Origin of the sequence: Arcicella sp. BE140 (assembly GCF_031456255.1) — a bacterium.
In the GTDB taxonomy this organism is placed as follows: Bacteria; Bacteroidota; Bacteroidia; order Cytophagales; family Spirosomataceae; genus Arcicella; species Arcicella aquatica.
Genome location: NZ_JAVDUE010000011.1, coordinates 151,813 through 177,093, shown reverse-complemented (window position 1 = coordinate 177,093; position 25,281 = coordinate 151,813). Strand labels below are relative to the sequence as shown.

Sequence of the window (25,281 nt, the reverse complement as noted above, 5' to 3'; positions counted from 1 at the left end):
ATCATGAACAAAAAACACTTTACTAAACTATTACTAACCCTGATACTTATTCCAGCAGGATTGTTTGCTCAGGGCATTAATTGGGATACTGATGGAACTTCTTATACAGCATTAGAAGGTAGTCAAATCTCAAGAGTAAATCTTCCTTCTTTACAAAAAACAGTTATTGTTACATCAGATTTATTGATTCCTAAAGGACAGACCTCTGCTTTATCAATCAAAAGCTATACCTTTTCTGATGATGCTAAAAAAGTATTGATTTTTACCAACAGCAAAAAAGTATGGCGTTATGAAACGCGTGGTGATTATTGGGTATTAGACATTGCCACCAAACAACTTAAGCAATTAGGAAAAGGCATGCCAGTATCATCTTTGATGTTTGCGAAGTTTTCGCCTGATGGGTCAAAAGTTGCTTATGTTTCAAAACATAATATTTATGTTGAAGACCTGGCCACCAATAAAATCAAAGCATTGACAAAGGACGGAACTACGAAGTTAATCAACGGTACTTTCGACTGGGTATATGAAGAAGAATTTGACTGTAGAGACGGTTTTCGTTGGAGTCCAGATAGCAAATCTATTGCCTATTGGCAGATTGATGCTAATACCATTCGTGATTATTTCATGTTGAATACCACAGACTCTATCTATTCGCAAGTAATTCCTGTAGAATATCCAAAAGTAGGAGAAAAGCCTTCGGCTTGTAAAGTAGGCGTTGTAGATATTGCTACTGCTAAAACGATTTGGATGAAAGTGCCGGGGGAATCAACCAATAACTATATTCCTAAAATGGAATGGGCAGGTAATTCATCTGAAATCATTATCCAACAATTGCCACGTAAGCAAAACGAAACAAAATTGATGCTTTGTAATGCTAAAACGGGCGTAGCCAAAACTTTTTATAGTGAATCTGATAAAGCTTGGGTAAATGTAAATAACCGCGCAGGAGAGTCTGTAGGCTGGGATTGGTTGAAAAATGGAAAAGATTTTATCTGGCAATCGGAAAAAGATGGCTGGAATCACTTATATATTGTTGGAAAAGACGGTAAAGAAAAGTTGATAACTGCGGGTGATTTTGATGTAATTAGTTTCTTAGCATTCAATGAAGAAACAAATGTAATTTACTTCACAGCTTCACCAGAAAATGCTACGCAACAATATTTATATAGAACTACGTTAGATGGAAAAGGAAAAGCAGAGAGAGTTTCACCTTTGAACCAAGCAGGAACACACAGTTATAATGTTTCGCCAACGGGTAAGTTCGCTCAACATCGTTTTACTAGCTCGACAGTTAGTCCCGTAAGTGAAATGATTACGTTGCCCGACCATAAGCCTTTTAACGAAGCAGAAGGTGTTGATGCGAAAATAGCCAAGCAAAAACCAAGAAAAAACAAGGTTGAATTTTTAAAAATCAAGACCGAAGATAACATCACTGTGGATGCATGGATGGTAAAACCTTATGATTTTGATTCTACTAAAAAGTATCCAATTGTATTTATGGTTTATACAGAACCTGCTTCGGCAACGGTAAAAGATACTTATTCGGCAGGCTCAAATGGTTTATACGTTGGTGATATGGCAAAAGATGGTTATATCTATGTATCAATCGATGGAAGAGGAACGCCATCTCCTAAAGGTCGTGAGTGGAGAAAAGCAATTTATCGTAAAATTGGACAAATCAATATCCGTGACCAAGCAATGGCAGCGAAGGAATTATTGAAAAATAAATACATCGACCCAACAAGAGTAGCAGTTCATGGTTGGAGTGGCGGAGGGTCAACTACGTTAAATTTATTATTTCAATACCCAGAAATTTATCAAACAGGTATTGCTGTAGCAGCAGTAGCTAATCAGCTTTCTTATGATAATATTTATCAGGAAAGATATATGGGTATCCCTCAAGAAAATCGTGAGGATTTTGTAAATGGTTCTCCGATTACTTATGCTAAAAACCTGAAAGGGAATTTATTATACATTCATGGAACAGGCGATGATAATGTACATTATCAAAATGCTGAAATGTTAGTGAATGAATTAATTAAGTACAACAAACAGTTTCAATTTATGGCATATCCAAATCGTTCGCATGGCATTTATGAAGGCGAAGGAACAAGAATGCACTTGAATACTTTGTACACTAATTACTTGAAACAATATTGCCCACCGGGAGGAAGATAATAATAGCTGTGAGTGATGAGCTTTGAGCATTCAGCTGTATTTCAAACAAAACACCCGATAGTCTAAAATCTATCGGGTGTTTTTGTTTGAATCCTTTTTAACAATGCTACAGCACAGAACCTTTTATCCCTTCCAATAGTCCCTTCCAAAGCGTATAGAAAAAAGGCTTGTCAGGTATCCTCTGATAATTGATAATAGCAACTCTTGGAGGTTTCTTTCCTGTTGGATTACTTTTTTTGATGACAAATGTATTAGCTATAAAAGATAGTAATTTCCGTTTTTTAAAGACACCGTCTTCAGGAGGGAATTTATATATCATTACATTTAAGTCTTGATAGAGCATCGTAGTAGAACCCTTCAGCCCGAATTTATTTCCATGCATATCAAAAGCAAAATAACTAAGATATCCTTCTTGAGCCTTCGCCATTACTAAGGCTTCGGTTACCTGATTTACAGTGGCTATTTGCATATTGAATACTTTACCATTACAACTAAAATCTCCTTGTTTATCTGCTATATTGAAGCGAAAGGAGAAATGAACGTTTGCTTTATTAATCAATTTAGATTTCAAAAAAACCATACAATTTGGATTTTTTGCTAAGGGGACAGAGTCATTCGTGAAATTATGTACATAACCATTGGCTTTGTCAAAAATCACGTTGCCCACTAAATTTGTTTGAGGATTGTATTCAGAATACGTTATTTTAAAACGACTTAATTTTATCGTATCAATTAAAAATTTAAGTTGCCATTTCCTAAAAGCTTCATGAGGAAAAGGGCGATAATCCATTTTCTTATGTGGTTTGAAAAGACGCGTGTCTGTAAACACATTTATCTGTCCATTGTTAATGCCAAGGTTTTTCGCATATATTTTTTTCTCCTCAAAAAGCTTGTGTAAATCTATAGAATCTAGTTTGATATTTTTACAAATAATACTGATTCTATCATCCCCATCAGTTTTATTGCCATAGGCAATTTCTTTATACTGAGGTTCATATTCCAAGTGTTCAAGCGATAATGATTTAGATTTAGTAGAGAATAATAATTCCTTTATTTTAAATTTATTCAATGAATCCTCTGTCAGTATTTCTAGTTTGTCTAACTTGAAGACACACTCTTTCATATAATAAAAACGACTTTTATCACGATGAGATGTAGAGTCTATTAATAAGTCGGTGAGTTCAATATCTAAATGTTCAACCTTACTGGTACTAGGCGTTTTCTTTTCAGAATGATTAATAAAAGTAAAATTGATATTATCTAAACTTACCTTTTCTACGGAAAATGATTTTACAAATTTTGAAAGTATCGTATAGAAAGGTGTAATTGTCTTGAAAGAATTATAATATTGCCTGTGATGGTTAATCTGAATAACGGGTTCTTTAATGCTGATTGATTGTAAGTGTAACTTTGATGAAAAAATAATTTTCCAAGGATTAATTCCTGTCAAATGAATTTCATCTACTTGAGCTTGATAAATATTATCAGGCATTTTTTTTGCCAAATCGAGTTGCTTGTACAAAGTAGTATCTGCTTGCCAACGCACGCCCAAAATGCGAGCATCACCACCAGTAATATTATACTGAATGTCTTTGAAATCAATGTGATATAAACTATCAGTACTTTTTAATACTGCATATTGAATCCGTTTTGATAATAAAGGCTTTAATCCCCATAGCCCTACAATGGTAGCGATTGCTAAAAATGCAAGTAATGTATAAAGACTAATAATTAGTCCTTTTTTGAAGCGATTTTTTGGATTTTGTGTCATAGAATTAATGGTAAAGAGTCAACTACTTAAAGACCTAAATTTCTATGCCAGTAGATAGTAAAATAGCGGTATTACTATAAAATAAATGTTTGTTTGTCCAACATACTTAACATAAGTTGATTTACTGATTGATTTTCACGATTTTAATAAAGAATAAGATTGGATGTATTTTAAATAAATAATGGGAAACAAGCAGCATTAAAGAATGTTATCACCCAGCATTCAAATATTTTAATTGTTTAAATAACGTGAATTCTGTAAATTGAAATAAAAAATCAACAAATATGAGGTCAAAACATTTACTTACTTTATCAATCTGCTTAATAGGTTTAGGGGCTTGTAAAACTACACAACCCAACCAACAAAATACTTCTCTTCAAAAACCAGTTGAAAATCAAGGCTTTTATCAATTCAGCAACGAAGACCCCAATGCCTCGCCTTTCTTTGCTAAAAAGGCATCTGTATATGCCAAAAACGGAATGGTAACGGCTACTCATCCAGTTGCGTCACAAGTTGGTGTTGATATTTTAAAGCAAGGAGGGAATGCTATTGATGCAGCAGTAGCTACGCAGTTTGCTTTGGCAGTGGTTCACCCAGCAGCAGGCAATATCGGGGGCGGAGGTTTTCTGGTTTATCGTGATAAAGACGGCAAAACCTATACGTTGGATTATCGCGAAAAAGCACCTGAGCATGCAAGCAGGGATATGTATTTAGATGAAAACAAGAATATAAAAGCAGGGCAACCTAGTTGGCTGGGGCATTTAGCTAGCGGTACGCCTGGTTCTGTAGATGGTTTAGAACAAGCCCATAAACGTTTTGGGAAGCTTACTTGGAAACAAGTATTGCAGCCAGCGATTGATTTAGCTGAAAATGGTGTAAAATTGACTGCGCGCGAAGCTAGAGGATTAAATAATGTGAAAGCTGATTTGCTGAAGTTTAATCCGACAAAAAAGTATTTCATGAAAGAAGACACTGCAAAGTGGGTAGAAGGAGAAATACTCATTCAAAAGGATTTGGCAAAAACACTTAAATTGATACAGGCGCAAGGAAGAAAAGGCTTTTATGAAGGCGAAACGGCTAAATTATTACTAGCTGAAATGAATCGGGGAGGAGGAATTATTACTCAAAAAGATTTAGATAGTTATCATTCAGCTTGGCGTGAACCTGTAGTTGGCAATTATAAAAACCTAAAAGTAATTTCGATGCCACCACCCTCTAGCGGTGGAATCGCTTTATTACAACTCCTAAAATTTGTTGAGCCCTATCCTCTTCAAAAATGGGGTTGGCATAGCGACTCTACCACACAGGTAATGATTGAAGCTGAACGTCGGGTATATGCTGATCGTTCAAAGTGGTTGGGTGACCCTGATTTTGTAAAAGTACCTCAGAAGGAATTATTGGAGGCCGAATATTTAAAGAAACGCTGGCAGGATTTTCAGTTTGCTCAAGCAACTGATAGCAAAATGGTAAAAGGAGGAGATATTACAGGGTATGAAAGTCCTGAAACTACCCACTCATCTTTTGTCGATAAAGAAGGAAATGCAGTATCCATTACTACTACCTTGAATGGCTCTTATGGAAGCAAAGTAGTTGTAGACGGAGCGGGCTTTTTAATGAATGATGAAATGGATGATTTTTCTATCAAACCGGGCGTTCCAAATGTGTATGGATTGATTGGGAATGAAGCTAATGCCATTGCTGCTAACAAAAGAATGCTATCATCAATGACGCCAACGATTGTTGAAAAGGATGGTAAACTTTTAATGGTGTTAGGCACTCCGGGTGGTTCTACTATTATCACTTCTGTTTTTCAAGTGTTTTTAAATGTAGTGGAACATCAAATGTCTATGCAACAGGCGGTTGACGCTCTTCGTTTCCATCACCAATGGACGCCCGACAGAACTACTTTTGAAGAGGGAGCTTTCACAGAAAAAACCTTGATAAGAATGCGTGAAAAGGGATATAAATTAGATTCTCAGAAAAATACTATCGGTAGAATGGATTGTATTTTAGTATTACCAGATGGTATCTATGAAGGCGGGGCAGATGTAAGAGCGGATGATACAGCGGTGGGTTATTGAGCAAGGTTCTTTATCATTAGCGAGGGACTTAAGTCCCTCACTAGTGATGAATGATATTTCTTAATTTTATTCCGCTAAACCAAAAGCTTCTGCAAGTAACTCAAAAGAATGTAGCCTATCTTCTTTATTATCTGTTAACGTCGATACCATTATTTCATCAATATCAAATTCATTGGCTAATAGCGTTAATTTCTCTTTTACCTCATCTTTTGTACCTGATATTATTCTGGCACTATTTGCTTTAATTCGAGCAGATTCTGACAAAGAAAAATCATAATTCTTTATTTCTTCATAACTAGCAAACTGATCAAACTGCCCTTGTTCAAATTTAACTAGTGTATAATCATGGAAGTGTCGCATTTGTCTAGCTTTTTCTTCTGTATCCGCACAAATCACTGATAAGGCGAGTAGTTCTTTGGGCTGAGTAAATTGTGAAGAAGGAGTAAAGCTTTTACGATAATGTTCGACAATATCTGGATTTACATGGCCATTGATAAACTTGGCAACCGCTAAGCCCATTCCAAACTGAGAGGCAATGCCGCTACTTCCTCCACTAGAACTTAAAATCCATTGCATAGGAATAGTAGAGGCCAGTGGAATAGCTAACAACCTTCCTTTTGAAGTACCAGCACTATCAGTAAAAAAATGCTGAAGATGGCTCAATTGCCTTAAATAACTTTCTTCTTTAAAATCATTAGAAGGATTCAGCAAAGAAGCTGTGATAGTATCTCCACCCGGAGCTCGCCCCATGCCTAGGTCTATTCGCCCTGGGAAAAGTGTTTCAAGCATCCTGAAATTTTCTGCAACTTTCAACGCACTATGATTAGGTAGCATTATTCCTCCAGAACCAATTCTAATACGATTAGTTTCGTCTGCGAGTTTTACCATCAATACTTCGGGCGTCGAACCCGCAATAAAAGTTGAATTATGATGTTCGGAAACCCAAAAACGATGATAGCCTAATCGCTCGGCTAGTTGAACTGTTTCAATGGTTTCTTGAATGGCTTGAAGGGCTGTACTGTTTGGGTGTATGATTGATTGGTCTAATATGCTTAATTTAATCTTTTTCATTTGAGCTGAAGTTTATTATTATCATTTCTGTGTTATCAGATAATAACGAATTTGTCCAACCATTGATTCAACTATCTTTTTAATTAATAATAGAGCATTATAGGTAAAGCTCTGTTATTGGGTTAGCCTCTGGCTGTAATCTCATTTCTAAATGTCGTCATATTTATTCTCTAATTATTAAGAAAGCAATAACAGCTCTAGGCAGGGTTATTGAGGCAACAAAGCCTATTAAAAATAAACTAGGAGCTAAGGGGACTAAAAACATCCCAATAAATACTTAATGGTATGGCTGTTATTTTTATAGTATGCTGCTGCAAAATATTGTTCATTTGACAGTTCTTTTAATCCATAAAAGAAAAAACACACTTAGGAAGCGTGTTTTTTAACTGTAATTACATATTGTTTGTATGTTGGTAATAATATTGAATTGCTTGTATGAGACTACTGTGGCGGACAGTAGTCCCATCAAGCCTATTATAATAGCTACGACAGGATAGTTTAATAATGGGTTTGTTAATTAAATAAAGAGATTAGTTGTTCATAAGGTGCTTTCTCAAAGTCATGCTCAATGGTTACTTCAATAATATTGTAGTTTGATTTTTTGAGGAGAGGAGTAGGGTCAAAAGCGTTTTTTGTTTGTTTTAGCTGATAGTTTTTAGCGATATAAATTTCATCTACATGGTTTGCTTCAAGGAAGTTCCTCATGGCATTAGTGTTGTGCCCATGAAATAATTCTATATTGATGTATTTGATTTTACCCTCAAATCTATTACGAATTATTTCTAGTGCTTCCTTAAACTCGTTGGTCATGTATGACGATACTATCTTTTTTGGGGTATAAAATAATAATTCTGTGATAGAATCATTCAGATATTCAGCATGTAATAGTATTACCTCAATAGTATCTTCACTATAAGGCTCCAACGCAAGTTTCAGCGTATTGAGCGATGCAACACGAAAATCAATCGGAATTAAAATAGTTTTTTTCATCACTTGTCTTTTAGATGTTGTGACAAAACTATTTTGAGGAGATTATAAACTTTTAAGAATGAGATTAGAATTCGATTAGAGAAGATATGAATCTTCCATAAGAGGGATTTTGATTTGAACTTTCGTTCCTACATTTACTTGTGAGCTAACGATTAAGTTGCCTTTGTGCAAATGAATAATGTTTCTAGTAAGGGGCAAGCCGATGCCATAACCTTCAAACAAGGTCGTATTGGATGCTCGGAAGAATGGGTCATAAATAAAGGTAAGTTCAGCATCGGGGATACCAATGCCTTGGTCTTCAACCATGATAATTACTTGCGAATTGCTCGATGCAATATGAACAGTGACGGGTTTGTTGTTAGAATATTTGCAAGCATTATTCAAGATGTTAGCAAACGCAAGGTGTAATAATTGTTGATTGCCCCTTACTTTTAGTTTTTTGGGGTCTTCGGGCAAGAGACGTAAATCAACAAGGATTTTGTTATTAGGGTTTAGCTTATCAATCAAGCTTTTACTCACCCATATTATTTCATCGATACGAACTTTCTCAAAAGTTATTGTTTTGCCTTTATACCCCGTTTGCGCTAAGAAAAGTAAGGATTTCGTGATTTCATTTAACCGTTCGGCTTGTTGAAGGATATTTTTGAGGGCAGTAGAATATTCTTCAGAAGTTCGAGGCTTTAATAAAGAAAAATCTGCTTCGCCGATAATGGTAGTGAGGGGAGTGCCAAGTTCGTGTGAGGCGTTACTGATAAAATTCTTTTGTGTTTCAAAAGCCGTTTCAATACGGTTGAGAAGTTCGTTGAAAGTATTAGTTAATTCGCTAATTTCTATGCTTTTATTGATGTTGTTTTCAAGACGAAGATGGATGTTTTCAGTGCTGATTTGTTTTACCTTATCCGTGATTTCTTTGATGGGGTCGAAGATATGTTTTGAAAAATAGAACGAAAAGATAACCACAATCAAAATCACCATTGAAATTCCTGCAATCAATACAGACCTTAGAAAAATCAAATGGTTCAATGCATAATAATTTTCAGCAGAAACAATGACAAAGTATAGTTTATTGCCTTTCTTGTATTGCGAACCAGCAATGAATAAATTTCCTTCTTTTTCCTTGTAAGTGTATGCTTTAGAAAGCGAATTCAAAAAATGAATTGGCAAGGTATATTTATCTGCAATTTGTTCAAAATCACCATTAGGTGTAATTTCAATCAGGTATTCCTTCTCTTTTTCAAGCTTCTCTAAATGTTGATTTCTTAGATTTTTTAAATATTTAGCATTGAGCGTTCCAGAATTCAAACTGTATTGAGCAGATATTCTTACACGAGCTTCGAGCCTTTTATAAAAATCCACATAAGAATATTTGTCCAGAAAATAGTAAATAGAGAGACCAAACACAACAACGATTGTGCTACTCAACAGCCCTAATATGATTGCTAATTTGGTTTGTGTTTTCATTTTTCTTTGAGTACATAACCCATTCCCACAACGGTATGAATGAGCTTATGTTCGAAATCGCCATCAATTTTTTTCCTGAGGTAATTAATATACACATCCACCACATTAGTACCCATATTAAAGTTGATATCCCAAGCACTTTCCAAAATGTCTATTCTTGAAAGTACTTTGCCTTTATTTTTTATCAAAACCAGCAGTAAACGATATTCCGTTGCCGTCAATGATATTTTCTGGTCACCTCGCGATACCGTTTTGGCATCATCGTCAATGATTAAGTCTCCGATAGTGTATGTGACTCTTGCCTTATCGTCTGGAATATTATCGATATAAGAAGTCCTTCTCAGAAGTGCATTGATTCGGGCATATAATTCGATGAATTTAAAGGGCTTTACCAGATAGTCGTCGGCTCCAGAGTTTAAACCCAAGGCAATGTTTTCAGAAGTGCCAAGGGCTGTCAGAAAAAGAATGGGTGTTTTGATATGGCGTGAACGTAATTCTCTGCATACTTCGATTCCATTTTTATCGGGCAACATAATGTCTAAGATGATGAGATCAAAAGAAGATTCAGCAGCCATGCTAAGAGCAGTATTGCCGTTTAGGGCTACAGATACTTCAAAGTTTGCTTCGTCTAAGCCTTTTTTCAAAAAGTCAACAACGTTTATTTCATCCTCTACTAAAAGTATTTTTTTATTCATGGTTCATTTCATTCAGCCTAATTATAGCCTATTTCCGAAGCATTACTTTCTTCGCTTTTCTGATTTTCATCGTAGCATAGAAACGAATTTTCTCGTTATGAATTATCCATCCGCCAAAAGCACCTATTAAGCTACCGATAGAAATATCTATAAAACGTGTTACAAAGAGTAAATTTGGCTCTTGTATTAATGGATTTGCGGCCTCAGCTAACAGTATCGTCATAGGTGTGATAAAAATAACAGCCAAAGCGTAATGTCTTACTATTAATACCTCAATAATGAATTGGAGTAGGATAATACTAATACAAATACTAAGAGGAGCATTAACAATTGAGAGGATAACCCAGCAAAGCCCTAAGCCCAAAAAAGTACCTAAAATACGATGGACTACTCTTTCCCAGATATGGTAGAGCGTAGCACCTTGCATGACAGCAAGGCAAGAAATGGGTATCCAATAGGGATTTTGAAGTTTTAATACATGTCCAATCAACATTGAAAAAAACATAAAAAATCCAATAATCAATGCTTCAACTAAATCGGTGTATTTGCTTTTAACTAATAGCTCAGCAATAAGGACAGCGTCTTTTTTAGATCGTTTATTTTTCACTAAAAGGCTATAAACCAGTGCTAAAGTGCAAGCCAACATTGTTCCCATTGCTACCAAGCCAATTTTTTCTGGAATGACTTTTAAGTCGTGAGGCATACCACCTGCTAGAGAGGCTATAAAAATAAAAAAGAAACTTGCAGGCGGTTTTGTTTTGAAGTAAAGGTTAATCCAATAAACTATCGTAGCGTATATACCAAAGACAATTGTCGAAACAAGAGGATTAAAACTAAAGAGAAGCCCTACAGTATAAGAAACCAAGAAGCCGAAAGAACAAATTAACATAGTAGCCATGCGACTAACAAGAGAATTAGCTATCGGAATGTATAATATCACAATGCCAGAGAGGCTTGCCAATAAACCAGATTTTATATTGTCAACGTATAAACCTATAAGCAATGGAATGCCAATGCATAATGCAGCCAATACAGGAATATGCCACAGCCTATCACTCTGTTTTATTTTAAAGAAACCTTTAACCTCTTGGTAAAAAAGCTGTTTAATAGATTGCTCTTGCATTTCCTTGCTTGCTTATCATGTTATTGATAATAAATCACAATACCAGAAACCGTTATCAAATGGATTGTCTTGGTTAGCATCATCACAATCATAGCTATCATTGTCTTTTGGCTTTGATGACGTATATTTTCGATACACGATTTCTCCTTTTTCAAACGCAATGGGTTGGCTGAAAATCGGTCCATCAAATACAAAAGTATGAAACTCTCCATTCTCTCCACAAGGGTCAACATTTTCTGGTAAATCGTTTAAAAAACTTTCATCTATAATTCTGCCTACAAATCTTTTATCCAGATACTTATCATTGACACATGTAGTGATGGTTTTAAAGCCTAAATCTAGAAATTCCTTGATAATATCTTTGGTAGGTATTTTCCATAAAGGAAAAACACCTTTTAAGGCTATTTCAGATAATTTGTTTTCTCGGTATAAACGCAAATCTTCTAAAAAAATATCGCCAAAGATAGAAGCTGTTGCTCCTTGAGTCTTTAAATCTGTCAAAGTCGCTTTCATGACATCTTCATATATTTCCATCGTAGGCATCTCAGGTAGATACATTTTTACGAGAGGAATCCCAATACTTTCAGCCTGTTGTATCAATAAATCTTCTCGAACGCCATGCATTGATATTCTACGGTACTCTTCATTGATACTGGTTAGTAAACAATTAACGTCATATTCTTGTGACTGTAGGATTTTGTATAAACTCAAAGCAGAATCTTTACCTCCACTCCAATTAAAAATTGCTTGCTGTTTTATCATGCTGTAAAAATAGGTTTTTGTGGGGGAATTACTTTGAACAATATTCCGCAAACTAAGGTAGATTAGTCCAATCAAGTTTGGGATTGTCAAGTAATGATTGCAAATATTGTCTGTTGCTACTTATAATAGTTCCATAGTCTCTTGCTGAGGGTATATCTAATTCAAATAGATAATCACATTCTTTAGTAAGTAGTTGATACCGTGTTTTGCCCTTTATTCTATCAATAGTAAGATATTCTTTTGGAGTTTTGTTCATTTGAATTAAATGGATACCATTATCTTTCTCGATTTTTGGCAGTAATTCTATAAAATCTTTTGTAGTTAATATATAATCGAAATTAATATTTCGTGCTAATACTTTAATATTGTTTTGATTATTGAAAAGAGGTAGACTATACTCTTCCCAAATTAAACTTCCTTTCAAATAATGATTGCTAACCCAGACATATTTATAATTTAAGTCTAGTGCATATTTTATAAAAGAAGAGGTTGCGAAATCTAAAATAATTTGAAACTGTCCAGGATAGATTTCTTTGATTGTATTGATATTATCTAGCCAACTCATAAGGTATTGTTATTAAATAATATAGTTGATGTATAGTAAGAAACCTCTAATCACGCTTCATTTAATCAACCTCCAAACATCTTTGCCACAAAATAAGCAGCACCAGCCGCTGCCGCTCCGATTAGAGTTACTTTTATAGCTCCTGTCAATGGGTTTTGCCCTGTTACTTTGCTTTTGAAATAGCCAAATATAAATAAGGTGATTAGTGTGACAACCATAGAATACAATAATCCTTGATGTGCATCCTCTACAACAAAGTAAGGTGAAAGCGGAATGATTCCGCCAACGATATAGGCTAGACCGATTGTCAAGGCTGAGTTTCTTGCACGATAAATATCAGGTTTTTCTAACCCTAATTCAAATTTCATCATAAAATCTACCCATTTCTTTTTGTCTTTTGAAAGTGCTTCCACAATAAGGTTTTGGGCGTTTTCATCTAAACCATAATCTGCAAATACTTCCTTGACTTCTTCCTTTTCTCGTTCAGGCATCAGTTCTACTTCCTCGTATTCACGTTTTAGTTCAGCGTCATAGTGCTCAACTTCGGTTTGCCCCGCCAAATAACCGCCTAAGCCCATAGCGATTGAACCCGCCACAATCTCAGCAATACCAGCCGTTGTAATGATCGCAGTATTAGCAACAGCACCCGATAAACCCGCTGCCAAAGCGAAAGGAACTGTCAATCCGTCAGACATTCCGATAACGATATCTTTAATAAAATCAGAGCTCTCCAGATGCTTTTCTTCCATGTTTTCTTTAGTAAGGGTTATTTATTGCAAGGTAGTTTTTTTGCTTTTAAATAAAAAAGAAGAACCAAAGGTTCTTCTTTTTTATTATGGACTTTAGGACTTAAAGACGCAAGATTTTAGACTTATTGTTTTTTTACAGCTCACAGCTCAATTCTCATAGCTACAAGCTATTATTCCGCTACCCCTACATACCGTGTTTCCTTCATTTTAGATGCGATAGAGATATAAATCAAGAATGAGATAAACATCAATCCTGCAAAAAACCAGAAATACTTGGCACCATCTAGTTGAGCAAAAAGCCTTTGTTTACAATGTTTTCATTGATAAGACAAACCCTCGCTCCTCGAAGTCTCTGACTTCGAGGCTCAGATAATGACAATCTCTGATTGTTCAAGCCAATTTTAGAAGATCAAAAAAAGTTATTGGGAGTAGGTATTTTGTTTATAAAACGATTAAAATCAAACTATTACAAGTTTATCAGTTAAGAATCTACCTCGCTTCAAGTAATATTTCAATTCTCCACAAAGTAGAGAAATAATAGTTCTACTACCGTATAATAAGTTATTTAATTTTAAAAATATATTATTTGAAAAACTTAATATATTTGTTACTCATTACTTTAAACAATAAATTCAACACGTATTATGAAAAATTCAACACTTACTTCTTCTCGTTTTAAAGCAGCTACATTATCAATCATTTTAGTTTTCGCAACAGTCGAATCTACCTACGCAAAATTTTGGGGATGGGAATCTTCTGGAGGACGCGCCGTAGCATGTGGCAATTCAGGATACACAGTCAATCATGAGACTTACTATGTATTTGGTATTGCAGTATCTGACAGAAATGTCTGGAGAGATGCTAACAATAATGTTGTAGATCCACCAGCTTGTGCTGATAATATTAACTCAATGCTTGAATAGTCGTTTACTCAAGCCCAATAATAAAACTATTTTTAATCGAAGATTACACTAAATTACAATGACAAGTGAAAAACATTCGTTCTTGTAATCAGTGTAATCTTCGTTGTTTTTAAATTCCTTTAAGAAATAATGCATAATCGTCTTTATTTAATTTTCCTGATTTTTATCTTTTATTTTACCAATAACAATACTTTTTCTCAAACGGTAAAGGGACAAATTATTGATGCTAAAACCAAGGTTGGTATTCCGTTTGCTACCGTGTATCATCCAAAATCTTATGTTGGGCTACATACTTCAGAAGAAGGTGAGTTTAATTGGAATATCAGAAATATGAATGATACAATCATTGTTTCGAGTGTTGGTTACAAAACCTTACAAGTACCTGTAAAGAATTTTCAAAAAGATATCATTAACCTAATAACCCTTGATGAGCAAAGTACAGCATTAGCCGAAATATCCATCAATGCAACAAAACCCAAAAAAAACAAAAAGAACGTAGATGTAGAAATGGGGTACTATTACTTTAAAAAAAGTGGTAAATCGGTAATGAGACCCGGAGGAATAACAAATCTTGAAATTTATGCTACTTATTTACCCAATCAGAACAATATAAAAGGTTTCTTGAAAGAAGTAAAGTATGATTTAAGTGGTTTTTCTAAGTTTGGCGAAGCCCCAAGAGTAAGAGTTAGGATATTAGCATTTAACAAGCAAAGTGGTATTCCAGACAAAGATTTATTACAAGCAAACTTACTTTTAAAGGTAAACAAACTATCAAGTAATATAATTGTTGACCTCAGTGATTACAACATAGATTTCCCAAGCGATGGTTTATGTATTGCCTTAGAATTCTTTTGTCGTTCAACATGGGAATTAACCAATAAGAATCGTTCTGAAGAACATTCAAACTGTCCATATTTACCTTTAACTAAAATAGATAACAGCTCTGATGATGCACGAAGCTATTACTGGACTTTTCATAGTGGCAAGTGGAAATGGGTATCCATAACCGATGGCACAGTATTTAGACCAGGTTTAATGTTTAAATTTGGTGCGGTTATAGCAACAACTGAGTAAATATTCCAACCAGTACAAGTGTTATGAGAAGCGTCACTTGTAATTAAATAAATCATTTCAGTTTCAAACTGAAATGATTTAAAAGACTAAGACACAGGATTGTTTTTTGATTTCTCAAGTCATTTTTCATATCTGAAAATATAGGTTCACAAGTAAACGATTGATAGGACGAATACAACTCGAGCCTACCTGTAGGGGCAACCCCTTGAGGTTACCCTTCGTAGTCCGAAATATTAGGACTAAAATAAACAGGATTTAAGACTTTTTTAAATAGACTTTCAATAAATCATACTGTTAAATTCTTGTGTCTAACGTCTTGTATCTAGCGTCTTTAAGTCTTATTGAAATTTATTCCGCTATCCCTACATAGCGTGTTTCCTTCATTTTAGATGCGATAGAGATATAAATCAAGAATGAGATAAACATCAATCCTGCAAAAAACCAGAAATACTTGGCACCATCTAGTTGAGCAAAAAAGCCTTTGTTTGCAATGTTTTCATTGATAAGAGAAACCGCTAAATTACCAATAGAAACAGTTGAATAAAAAATAGCAGTCATCGTAGATTTCATTGATTTTGGCGAATTAGTATAAGCATATTCTAATCCTGTAATTGAAACTAAGATTTCACCCCAAGCTAACACTAAATAAGCTAATATTTGCCACCAAACAGAAGGCTTACCACCACCATCAATACTTTCTTGAATTAATGCAATAATAACAAAAGACAAAGCGGTAAGAAAAAAACCAACTCCTAAACGACGTAATGGCGTAGTTTTGATACCTAGCTTGTCAAAGAAAGGATACACAAAATACGTAAAAACAGGAATAAAGCTTACTAAAAAGAAAGGATTGAATACTTGTACTTGTTCTGGTAATAAAGCAAAGCCTAAGCCAGTGTTTAAATCGATTTTTTGAGCTTGTAAAACCCATTCCGACAAATTTTGATCCCACAAAGCCCAGAATATTGGAATAAAAGCAAATACAATGATTAAACGATAGACAGCTTTTATATCGTCAACTTTTTGTGGGTCATAATTAGCCTTAGCAACGTCTAGCCAATGGTCACCCTTTTGTTTTTTACCAATATTAATTAGAGCATAAAAAGAAATAAAAATAAAATTATTCCTATTAATTCCCATCGGTGGCACTTTTACATATTTATTTCTACCTGAGAAGAATATTATCGTAGCCAATACCATTAAAATACCAGGTACACCAAAAGCCCAAGCAGCACCATAATTCTTATAAATTATTGGAATACAAATGTTTGATACTACTGAGCCAGAGTTGATTGAGAAATAAAACCAACCATATACTTTAGACATAAAGTGCTCGTTGGTTTTGTCAAATTGGTCACCCACGTTAGCAGATACATTTGATTTGATACCTCCAGCACCCGCAGCAATTACAATTAATCCCAACGAGAATAATGCTAAGTTAGTGTCAAACATTGCTAACATTAGATGTCCAAAACAATATAAAATAGACACGTATAATATCACTTTATATTTTCCAAAAAACCAATCAGCTGCTATACCTCCCAAAATGGGCATGATGTATGCCAAGGCAACAAACATGTGCACTTTTTGATTAGATTGGGCTTCGGCAGTTTGTTGAAGAAGTGGATTGAAAGTAGGGTTGAAAAATTGTGCAATCAAAAAAGTAGGAAGAATAGAACGCATCCCATAAAAACTAAATCGTTCGGCGGCTTCATTTCCGATAATGTAGGGAACAGCTTTGGGATAGCTATTTGATTTCTGAACCACCTCGGTTTCAATGGATTTTGATGTCATAAAATAAATGTGTTAATAAAGTATGTGAATGAAATGTAAAGAAAATGTTAAAATTAAGCTTAACAAAATTACGCTAAAATACATTCTCTGAGTTTTAGAAACAATTTTGGCTACTTAATGAAAAGATTGTTAAATATACAATTTTTGTACTTTACTGCTAATTATATTTAAAAATCTTCACTTTTATTGTCTTAATCTAATTTTTAACCAAATAAAAATAATCATTTTAACTTATAAAACTAACACAAGTATTGATAGTTAATACTGAATCGGGCTAGTACAAATCCTTATAAATTACTATTCGTGAAACATTTTGTGGAACACTCTTTGCTTATATGGTGAGAAAGGACGATATTTGAAGTCTGTTATTTGAGGTACTGGGAATTGAGAATTAACTTTTAGTAATAAAGAGGTAAGAATTATCAAAAATACTTTTTATAGCTTCTTTTCACTATTTATAATTTAATAACCTAGCTTAAAAAAGACTGTAACTCAGAAAAATCCAAGATGGGGAAAATAATTGCCATAGCCAACCAAAAAGGAGGAGTTGGAAAAACGACAACCACTATTAACTTGGCGGCAAGTTTAGCCGCTCTCGAATTCAGAACACTCATTGTTGATGCTGACCCGCAGGCGAACTCTACCTCTGGTTTAGGATTCAACCCCAAGGAAATCGAAAATTCAATTTATGAATGTATGGTCGATGGAGTAAATGTACAAGATATTATCATTGCTACAGATTTACCATATCTCCATATTATTCCTTCTCATATCGATTTGGTGGGTGCCGAAATAGAAATGATTAACCTTCGTGACCGTGAACAAAAAATGAAGGAGTCGTTAGGGGTAATTCTCGATAATTACGACTTTATCATTATCGACTGTTCGCCATCGCTCGGTTTAATTACGATTAATGCCCTCACTGCCGCAGACTCAGTGATTATTCCTGTACAGTGCGAGTATTTTGCTTTGGAAGGTCTTGGTAAATTATTGAATACCGTTAAAATCATTCAATCTCGTTTGAATACCAATTTAGCGATTGAAGGTATTTTATTGACAATGTATGATTTAAGAGTTCGTTTGTCAAACCAAGTAGTTGCCGAAGTAACAGCCCATTTTCATAATATGGTATTCAATACCATCATTCCTAGAAACATCCGTCTTTCAGAATCGCCAAGCTTTGGTGTACCAGCCATTGCACATGACTCAGAAAGCAAAGGGGCAATTAGTTACCTAAACCTTGCTCGTGAGGTTTTGGCAAAAAATGGATATGTCACCCAAGAGTAGATTTTTCTTCATAAGTTGATGTTTATTTCAGAAGAATCTATTCTTTATTTATAGTAGAAGAGATGAGTAAAGTAGAAATCCCAGCAGTAAAAAAACGTGTCGGACTTGGTAGAGGCTTAGGAGCTTTACTTCAAGATTCTGACGAGGTAAATAACACGCAGAGCCGTCACCAACCGGCTACGCCAATCGAACGTCCTACTCGTTTAGAGCAAATTAGTTCGATGAATGAAATATCGGTTGATTTGATTGAAACAAACCCTTATCAACCAAGAACACATTTTGACGAAGAGGCCTTGAATGAATTAGCAGATTCAATCAGAGTACAAGGTATTATTCAGCCAATTACTGTTCGACAGATTGCACCTAATAAGTTTCAATTAATTTCTGGGGAACGTCGTTTACAGGCTTCAAAAAGAGCAGGCTTGAAAAGCATTCCTGCTTATGTAAGAACCGCCGATGACCAACAGATGCTAGAAATGGCATTGATTGAAAACATTCAGCGTGAAAACCTGAATGCGATTGAAATTGCTTTAAGTTACCAGCGATTGATTACGGAATGTTCTTTAAAACAAGAAGAACTAGGAGATAGGGTAGGGAAGAACCGCACAACAGTTAATAACTATATCCGCTTACTGAAATTGCCAGATGTTATCCAAGTAGCACTCAGAGATACTAAAATATCAATGGGTCATGCACGTGCCATCATCAATATCCCTGATAGAGAACAACAATTAGACATTTTTCAGAAAACGATTGCAGATGATTGGTCTGTTAGGAAAGTAGAAGAAGCCGTTCGGGAATTAGCCAATGCTTCTTTGGTGAACACAGCTAAAAAAGCTATTGGAGGAGGAGTAAAGCAAGAAATCAGGAGTTTACAGTTTCGTTTACAAGCTTATTTTGGGGCTAAAGTAACGGTAAAAGCAGATGATAAAGGCAAAGGAGAAATTAAAATTCCATTTACTTCTCAGGAAGAACTTGATAAAATATTATTGGCTATAAAAGCTTAGTTGAGAATCCAGTCCTTCTACATTTCAAAAGAGGACTGGATTTTTCTCTTAAAAAATCTTAATTACCCTTCACCAGACGGAATATTAGCGGTAATTTTGCGTTGAAGTTCAAAAACTAAAATGAAGAAATTACTATTTGGCTTATTTTTTTTTCTTGGCTTGTTGCTTGAAAACAAAGCACAAGTTTTGAAAGGAGGTAACGTAGAAAGTCTTAAAGACTCAGTAGAAACTGCCATTGCAAAGAAAGATTCTGTAAAAAAGCCTTATAAAATCATTCCTAGAGTTTCCACTATCCGTTCGGCAATGGTACCTGGATGGGGGCAAATTTATAATAGACAATACTGGAAATTGCCTTTGGTATATGGCGGATTTGCTGTAAATATTTACTTTATTGTAACGAATCATGCTAGATATGCGTATTATAAACAGCAATATATTGATAACTTCCAAGTAACTACGCCACCATCTAGCGCTAAAATTACGTTATATGGAGACAATAGTGGAGTACAAAGAGAATACACTTCTGCGCAACTCAATACGATTGTAAATGGTTATCGTAGGAACAGAGATGGCTCATATCTGATTTTAGCCGTCGTGTGGGCTGCTAATATCATTGATGCCAACGTGACTGCCCACTTAAAAACCTTTGATTTGACGGATGATATTTCACTGAAAATTCAGCCGACACTTACAAGTCCCGATATGATGAATGCGGTGTATGGTGCCAAAATTACTTTTGCTTTTAAGTAATAAAATTTAATAATAAATCCCGTTTGGGAATATTCAATTATACAATCAAACTTTTAATTATGAATATTGTTTTACTCGGTTATGGAAAAATGGGAAAGGTTATTGAGAAAATTGCCTTAGACCGAGGTCATCAAATAGTTGCTCGTATTGACATCACTAATCGTCATGAGTTTGAAGCCTTAAGTCCTTCACAAATTGATGCAGTCATTGAATTTAGTCACCCTTCTTCTGCTTTTGAAAATGTTAAAGCATGTTTAAATAAAGGTGTTCCTGTAGTATGTGGTACAACTGGCTGGCTTGAAAATAAACCAGCAGTTGAAGCCTTAGCCATTGAAAAAGACGGCGCTTTCTTTTGGTCGTCCAATTATTCTATTGGAGTAAATATTTTCTTCCAATTGAATAAAATGTTGGCAAGACTCATGAAACCGCAGAAACAATATTCGGTTTCGACTACAGAAATTCATCATACTGAAAAGAAAGATTCTCCATCAGGAACAGCCATTACGATTGCTGAAGGGTTGATAGAAAACCTTGAAGGCAAAAGCAAATGGATAAATAATGAAAATCCTGCTGATGACGAAATCGCTATTTGGTCGGCACGCGAAGGAAAAGTACCAGGAACGCACATTGTAAAATATATTTCAGAGATTGATCAAATAGAAATCTCGCACATTGCTCATGGTCGTGAAGGTTTTGCTTTAGGTGCAGTCATTGCCGCAGAATGGATTGTTGGCAAGAAAGGCGTTTTTGGAATGAGTGATTTGTTGGCTTTTTAGCTTTTTTTAGCTTTGAGCTATCAGCCGTGAGCAATCAGCTAAAAAAACTCATAGCTAAATGCTCATAGCTAAACTGTAATTCTATTATAAACTATTCGATAATAACTATAGGAAAAATATTTCCAACATATATAAAATGTCAGAAAAAAAACAAATTAAACAAAAATCAGCTTTTCGCGAATGGATTGATTCTGTAGTATTTGCAGTAGTAGCGGCCACATTAATACGTTTCTTCTTTTTTGAAGCCTATACAATTCCTACACCATCAATGGAAAGTTCACTGATGGTTGGTGATTTCCTTTTTGTAAGTAAATTACATTATGGCGTTCGTACACCCAAAACACCTCTTCAAGTACCTTTAACACATCAGAAAATATGGGGAACAGATATTCCTTCTTATTTACGTTGGTTAGATTTACCTATCAAGCGTCTTCCTGGATTCTCTGATGTAAAGCAAGGTGATGCTGTAGTGTTTAATGTACCTAACTACACGCCTGACGGAGATGCCCCAGTTGATTTAAGAACTTATTATATCAAACGTTGTATCGGAACTCCCGGTAAAACATTAGAAATTCGTGATACACAGGTATATATTGACGGTAAACCGATGGAAAACCCGCCGAAATTACAACATGAATATATCTTAAAAGTAAAAGAGCAGTTAACAGAAGAGTTCTTTGAAGAGCATAATATTTTTAATGGAGTAGATGCTACAGGACAGTCGAATGCTAACTGGATGGAAGTAAACTTGACTGCTCAAGATTCCTTAGTAGGTGGTTTGCACGACTATATCGTAAATACTTATCAAGGAAATATCGATGAGTTCAAGAAAATGAAATCATTTGTGAGCGTAGATTTGTTAAAAGCAGCGAAAAATACACCTGACGGACAAGATGGCATGACCAACGACGATGGTGCTACGCCAATGTTTGGTAGTTCGTATATCTGGAATAGAGATAACTATGGGCCTTTATTGATTCCTAGCAAAGGATTAACTATTAAGCTAGACTCGGGTAATGTAGATAAATACAAATACATTATTAAATACTACGAGGATAACAAAAATGTAGTAATTGATGGTCATAGAATTATGATTGATGGCAAAACAATCACTTCATATACATTTAAGCAAGATTATTACTTTATGATGGGTGATAACCGTCATCATTCAGCGGATTCACGTTATTGGGGCTTTGTGCCTTCTGACCACATAGTTGGTAAGGCGGTATTTATTTGGATGTCATTAGACCCAAATAAGAACTTCTTGAGTAAAATTCGTTGGAACAGAATCTTTAGATTTGTTAACTAGTAGGATTTATCCCACTATCAAAACGTGTAAATGATACTTTTATTCATTTACACGTTTTTTGTTTTATCGCTAGTCTATCCACTCATAGATAATTGATAAAATTCTTTTCAATTACTGTAATTGATTAAATATTTTTCCGACTAATGATAAGAAACATATTTTCAAGACAGATAAAATGACAGAGAAAAAAGAACCTATAACAAAATCGCCTTTCCGTGAATGGATTGATTCGGTAGTATTTGCAGTAGTAGCAGCCACTTTAATACGTTTCTTCTTTTTTGAAGCTTATACAATACCTACTCCTTCTATGGAGAGTTCTATGATGGTGGGGGATTATTTATTTGTAAGCAAGCTACACTATGGTGTGCGTACGCCTAAAACACCCCTTCAAGTACCCCTGACACATCAGAAAATATGGGGAACAAATATTCCATCATATTTATCTTGGATAGATTTACCAATCAAACGTTTACCGGGATTTTCGGAAGTAAAGCAAGGAGACGCAGTAGTATTTAATGTACCCAATTTTACGCCCGATGGCGATGCTCCCATTGATTTAAGAACGTATTATATCAAACGCTGCATCGGTACCCCCGGCAAAACCATTGAAATACGTGATACACAAGTATACGTTGATGGGAAACCAATGGAAAATCCTGTAAAAATGCAACACAAATACCTGCTTTATGCCAAACAAGATTTACAAACCTTAAGTGCTGAGGAGGCAAGTATTTTTGAAGAAATGGGCATTACAAATGGTGTTGATGCTGCTGGAGACCCTAATGACAATTTTACTATTCCTTATACGATGGATGAAATTCAAAATATTGATTCTACTAAAAGTAAATTTAAATACGTTATCAATACATCTCAAGCAAACGTAGATGCATTAAAGCAAAAACCTTGGGTACAAGACATCAAAAAAGTGATTATGCCAAAAGGGATGGCTGATTCTCAGGATAGTAGAACAAATGATGACGGGGCAACAGCTATGTTTGGTAGTTCTTATGTGTGGAACAGGGATAATTTCGGACCGTTGCTGGTTCCTAAAGAAGGCTTAACTATTCCCTTAAATGCTGTTAATGTTGATAAATATAAATACGTCATTAAATATTATGAAGGTAATAAAAATGTGGTGATAGACGGACATAAAATCACGATTGATGGCAAGGCAATTACTTCTTATACCTTTAAACAAGATTATTATTTTATGATGGGTGATAACCGTCATCATTCAGCCGATTCACGTTACTGGGGGTTTGTACCTGCTGACCATATCGTTGGTAAGGCCGTATTCACTTGGATGTCATTAGACCCTAACAAGAGTTTCTTTAGCAAAATTCGTTGGAATAGGGTATTTAGGTTTGTGGATTAAAGCTATTCTTCTTTAGTAGCATCGGGGTAAATCACTGTTTTTAATAGTGATTTACCCCGATTTTTTTGATAAATATTATTTCAGTACAATTTACAAGCTGAAATACATATTTTATTCATAAGCCTAAATAACCACTAATTCGCTAATTAAAGACATTCAGCGAAATTCTTGAAAATAAAAAAAGAATAAGTTTGTTTACAGGGCTAATAATTTATTTTTGTAATAAAAAATAAGAAAATATGAGAAAAATATTCACAGTAATCTTTGCATCATTTATTACTTTTCATGGTTTTTCACAAGCGGGAATAAAAGAGAATGAAGTAGCAAGAATCATTAAAACCCTTAGTGCCGATGATATGATGGGTAGAAGAACTTTTACGCCTGGTATCGAAAAGGCTTCACTATTCCTACAAAATGAATTTAAGAGAATTGGATTAAAACCTTTGACTGGGCTTACTTCATTTGAGCAGAAGTTCAATATGTATTCATTGAAGCCACAACAAGCTGCTGTTACTTTGAATAATACAACTATTGAAAATGATAAATATTTTTTTGTGACAGCTAAAGAATCTTTGTCATGGACAGACCCTTCTAAAGTATCCGTTTTCTATGTTAACGAAAATGATAATTTAAGAAAAGCTTATGGCGAAATCAAAAAGAAAAACCTAGATGCTATTGTACTGGTTAATCCTAAACATCAAAAGATGTTTGCTAACTATAAGCGATATTTGGGAAGTGGCTCAATGAGCGAAAGTGTAGGTAAAGGAGAATCACAATTATTCGTTTTAGCAGATTCTAGCCAATTGAGTTCAATAAAGGTAGCATTAAAAAATAGTATAGAGACACTTCCACTTGCGAATGTGGCGGGAATGATTCCAGGAAAAAGAGCCAATGAATATTTGGTATTCTCTGGTCATTACGACCACCTTGGTTATCAAAAAGCCGTTGAAGGAGATTCAATCGCAAACGGAGCGGATGATGATGCCTCTGGTACTACTGCGGTCGTTACTTTAGCTGATTATTATAAAAAACTAGGCAAACCTGAACGTACTCTAATTTTTGTATGCTTCACTGCAGAAGAAATTGGTGGATATGGCTCACAATATTTTTCAAAGCAATTAAATCCTGATGAAATTGTAGCAATGTTTAATATTGAGATGATTGGTAAACCGTCAAAATTTGGCGCTAATTCAGCTTTCATTACTGGATTTGAACGTTCTGACTTTGGAACATTTCTACAAGAGGCTGTAAAAGGTACAAACTACAGTTTTCATCCCGACCCATATACTGAGCAAAACTTATTTTATCGTTCAGACAATGCTACTTTAGCAAGATTGGGTGTACCTGCTCATTCTATTTCATCAGACCAAATTGATATTGATAAATTATATCACTCTGTTAATGATGAGTTTGAAAGTTTAGATATGCCTCATATGACTAATATGATTAAAGCCATCGCAGTAGGTTCGAAGCCAATGGTTGATGGAAAGGTTACTCCAAAAAGAGTCAATAAAGCGGAGGTTGATTAATTTTTGTTAAT

21 protein-coding genes are annotated in these 25,281 nt (G+C 34.8%); 11 read left to right on the top strand and 10 right to left on the bottom strand.

Translation table 11 applies throughout. The annotated features are described in order from the left end of the window. Window positions 1-3: 3 nt before the first annotated feature. Window positions 4-2,178, top strand: a complete 2,175-nt coding sequence (locus J2Y60_RS16290; RefSeq protein WP_309920076.1) for a S9 family peptidase — start codon at window positions 4-6, stop codon at window positions 2,176-2,178. Window positions 2,179-2,284: 106 nt separating this feature from the next. Here the strand turns inward: J2Y60_RS16290 and J2Y60_RS16285 are convergent, their stop codons facing one another. Further along, window positions 2,285-3,949 (bottom strand): hypothetical protein, encoded by a 1,665-nt coding sequence (locus tag J2Y60_RS16285; protein WP_309920073.1) that lies wholly within the window; start codon window positions 3,947-3,949, stop codon window positions 2,285-2,287. 284 nt (window positions 3,950-4,233) lie between these two features. Here J2Y60_RS16285 and ggt point away from each other — a divergent pair, with 284 nt between their 5' ends. After that, window positions 4,234-6,030 (top strand): gamma-glutamyltransferase, encoded by a 1,797-nt coding sequence (gene ggt, locus J2Y60_RS16280; RefSeq protein WP_309920070.1) that lies wholly within the window; start codon window positions 4,234-4,236, stop codon window positions 6,028-6,030. A gap of 66 nt (window positions 6,031-6,096) precedes the next feature. Here the strand turns inward: ggt and J2Y60_RS16275 are convergent, their stop codons facing one another. From J2Y60_RS16275 to J2Y60_RS16240, 8 genes are all read right to left on the bottom strand, one after another. Continuing rightward, window positions 6,097-7,101 carry an LLM class flavin-dependent oxidoreductase gene (locus J2Y60_RS16275; protein WP_309920068.1) on the bottom strand — a complete coding sequence of 335 codons (1,005 nt, stop codon included), beginning with the start codon at window positions 7,099-7,101 and terminating at the stop codon, window positions 6,097-6,099. A 513-nt stretch (window positions 7,102-7,614) separates the two neighbouring features. Further along, window positions 7,615-8,091, bottom strand: a complete 477-nt coding sequence (locus J2Y60_RS16270; RefSeq protein ID WP_309920064.1) for a hypothetical protein — start codon at window positions 8,089-8,091, stop codon at window positions 7,615-7,617. 75 nt (window positions 8,092-8,166) lie between these two features. Further along, window positions 8,167-9,552, bottom strand: a complete 1,386-nt coding sequence (locus tag J2Y60_RS16265) for a HAMP domain-containing sensor histidine kinase (protein ID WP_309920061.1) — start codon at window positions 9,550-9,552, stop codon at window positions 8,167-8,169. Then, entirely contained in the window at window positions 9,549-10,247 is a 699-nt protein-coding gene (locus tag J2Y60_RS16260) for a response regulator transcription factor (RefSeq protein ID WP_309920057.1), read from the bottom strand. The genes J2Y60_RS16265 and J2Y60_RS16260 overlap by 4 nt, the downstream gene beginning before the upstream one ends. Window positions 10,248-10,275: 28 nt before the next feature. After that, window positions 10,276-11,370: an FUSC family protein gene (locus J2Y60_RS16255; RefSeq protein WP_309920055.1), complete on the bottom strand. Its 1,095-nt coding sequence runs from the start codon at window positions 11,368-11,370 to the stop codon at window positions 10,276-10,278. A gap of 15 nt (window positions 11,371-11,385) precedes the next feature. Beyond that, window positions 11,386-12,132: a diphthine--ammonia ligase gene (locus J2Y60_RS16250; RefSeq protein ID WP_309920052.1), complete on the bottom strand. Its 747-nt coding sequence runs from the start codon at window positions 12,130-12,132 to the stop codon at window positions 11,386-11,388. A gap of 52 nt (window positions 12,133-12,184) precedes the next feature. Further along, complete coding sequence (locus tag J2Y60_RS16245) at window positions 12,185-12,697, bottom strand: hypothetical protein (RefSeq protein ID WP_309920049.1); 513 nt, start codon at window positions 12,695-12,697, stop codon at window positions 12,185-12,187. A 65-nt stretch (window positions 12,698-12,762) separates the two neighbouring features. Then, window positions 12,763-13,446 (bottom strand): VIT1/CCC1 transporter family protein, encoded by a 684-nt coding sequence (locus J2Y60_RS16240; RefSeq protein ID WP_309920046.1) that lies wholly within the window; start codon window positions 13,444-13,446, stop codon window positions 12,763-12,765. Between the two features lie 644 nt (window positions 13,447-14,090). On the opposite strand from J2Y60_RS16240, the gene J2Y60_RS16235 reads away from it, so the two are divergent. Then, entirely contained in the window at window positions 14,091-14,369 is a 279-nt protein-coding gene (locus J2Y60_RS16235; protein ID WP_309920042.1) for a hypothetical protein, read from the top strand. A gap of 129 nt (window positions 14,370-14,498) precedes the next feature. Further along, complete coding sequence (locus tag J2Y60_RS16230; RefSeq protein WP_309920039.1) at window positions 14,499-15,443, top strand: carboxypeptidase-like regulatory domain-containing protein; 945 nt, start codon at window positions 14,499-14,501, stop codon at window positions 15,441-15,443. Between the two features lie 348 nt (window positions 15,444-15,791). Here J2Y60_RS16230 and J2Y60_RS16225 read toward each other — a convergent pair whose 3' ends face one another. Next, window positions 15,792-17,237, bottom strand: a complete 1,446-nt coding sequence (locus J2Y60_RS16225) for an MFS transporter (RefSeq protein WP_309920036.1) — start codon at window positions 17,235-17,237, stop codon at window positions 15,792-15,794. A 507-nt stretch (window positions 17,238-17,744) separates the two neighbouring features. Between J2Y60_RS16225 and J2Y60_RS16220 the strand changes: the two genes are divergently transcribed. From J2Y60_RS16220 to J2Y60_RS16190, 7 genes are all read left to right on the top strand, one after another. Beyond that, window positions 17,745-18,524, top strand: a complete 780-nt coding sequence (locus tag J2Y60_RS16220; protein ID WP_309920033.1) for an AAA family ATPase — start codon at window positions 17,745-17,747, stop codon at window positions 18,522-18,524. Between the two features lie 62 nt (window positions 18,525-18,586). After that, entirely contained in the window at window positions 18,587-19,531 is a 945-nt protein-coding gene (locus J2Y60_RS16215; protein WP_309920031.1) for a ParB/RepB/Spo0J family partition protein, read from the top strand. 120 nt (window positions 19,532-19,651) lie between these two features. Beyond that, window positions 19,652-20,281, top strand: a complete 630-nt coding sequence (locus J2Y60_RS16210; protein ID WP_309920028.1) for a DUF5683 domain-containing protein — start codon at window positions 19,652-19,654, stop codon at window positions 20,279-20,281. A gap of 59 nt (window positions 20,282-20,340) precedes the next feature. Beyond that, window positions 20,341-21,057 carry a 4-hydroxy-tetrahydrodipicolinate reductase gene (dapB, locus tag J2Y60_RS16205; protein WP_309920025.1) on the top strand — a complete coding sequence of 239 codons (717 nt, stop codon included), beginning with the start codon at window positions 20,341-20,343 and terminating at the stop codon, window positions 21,055-21,057. Between the two features lie 136 nt (window positions 21,058-21,193). Continuing rightward, the gene (gene lepB, locus J2Y60_RS16200) at window positions 21,194-22,366 is read left to right on the top strand and encodes a signal peptidase I (RefSeq protein ID WP_309920023.1); all 1,173 of its coding nucleotides are present in this window, start codon (window positions 21,194-21,196) and stop codon (window positions 22,364-22,366) included. Window positions 22,367-22,541: 175 nt separating this feature from the next. Next, the gene (lepB, locus tag J2Y60_RS16195) at window positions 22,542-23,741 is read left to right on the top strand and encodes a signal peptidase I (RefSeq protein WP_309920020.1); all 1,200 of its coding nucleotides are present in this window, start codon (window positions 22,542-22,544) and stop codon (window positions 23,739-23,741) included. 239 nt (window positions 23,742-23,980) lie between these two features. Then, window positions 23,981-25,270, top strand: coding sequence for a M20/M25/M40 family metallo-hydrolase (locus J2Y60_RS16190; RefSeq protein ID WP_309920016.1), 1,290 nt, complete (start codon window positions 23,981-23,983; stop codon window positions 25,268-25,270). Window positions 25,271-25,281: the final 11 nt, after the last annotated feature.